At 74.0% G+C, this 937-nt stretch carries 1 protein-coding gene; it reads left to right on the forward strand.

Going from position 1 to position 937, the window contains the following annotated elements; all coding sequences use genetic code 11:
* Positions 1-22 precede the first annotated feature (22 nt).
* Positions 23-937 (forward strand): hypothetical protein (locus ACLQ28_RS33735; protein ID WP_425690308.1); only part of this gene is annotated, 915 nt, incomplete at its 3' end.

A 937-nucleotide genomic window follows, 5' to 3' on the forward strand; every position in this document is an offset into this window, starting at 1 on the left:
GCTCCGCGCGAGGGTGGCTTCCGTGGTGGCGACCGTCGCGAAGGCGGCTTCCGTGGCGGCGACCGTGATGGTTCGCGCTCCGGCGCTCCCCGTGAGGGTGGCTTCCGTGGCGGCGACCGTCGTGAGGGCGGCTATCAGGGTGGCGACCGTCCCCGTTCCGCCCCGTCCCGCGAAGGCGGTTTCCGTGGCGGTGACCGCGAAGGTGGCTTCCGCGGCGGCGAGCGTCGCGAAGGCGGTTTCCGTGGTGGCGACCGTGAGGGCGGTTTCCGCGGCGGCGATCGCCGCGAGGGTGGCTTCCGTGGCGGTGACCGCGAAGGTGGCTTCCGTGGTGGCGACCGTCGTGAGGGTGGTTTCCGCGGTGGCGACCGGGACAGCTCCCGGCCGAGCGGACCGCGTGAGGGCGGCGGTTTCCGTGGTGGCGACCGTGAGGGCGGCTTCCGCGGTGGCGACCGTGAGGGTGGCTTCCGTGGTGGCGACCGTCGTGAGGGTGGTTTCCGTGGTGGCGACCGGGACAGCTCCCGGCCGAGCGGACCGCGTGAGGGCGGTGGCTTCCGTGGTGGCGACCGTCGTGAAGGCGGCGCGCCTCGTGAGGGTGGCTTCCGTGGCGGTGACCGTGAGGGTGGCTTCCGTGGTGGCGACCGTCGTGAAGGCGGCGCGCCTCGCGAGGGTGGCTTCCGTGGCGGTGACCGCGAGGGCGGCTTCCGCGGCGGCGACCGGGACGGCTCACGGTCCAGCGCGCCTCGTGAGGGTGGCTTCCGTGGTGGTGACCGTCGTGAAGGCGGCGCGCCTCGTGAGGGCGGTTTCCGTGGTGGTGACCGTCGTGAAGGCGGCGCGCCTCGTGAGGGTGGCTTCCGTGGCGGTGACCGTCGTGAAGGCGGCGCGCCTCGTGAGGGTGGCTTCCGTGGCGGTGACCGTCGTGAAGGCGGCGCGCCTCGTG

The organism is Micromonospora sp. DT201 (assembly GCF_049841575.1).
Lineage (GTDB): Bacteria > Actinomycetota > Actinomycetes > Mycobacteriales > Micromonosporaceae > Micromonospora.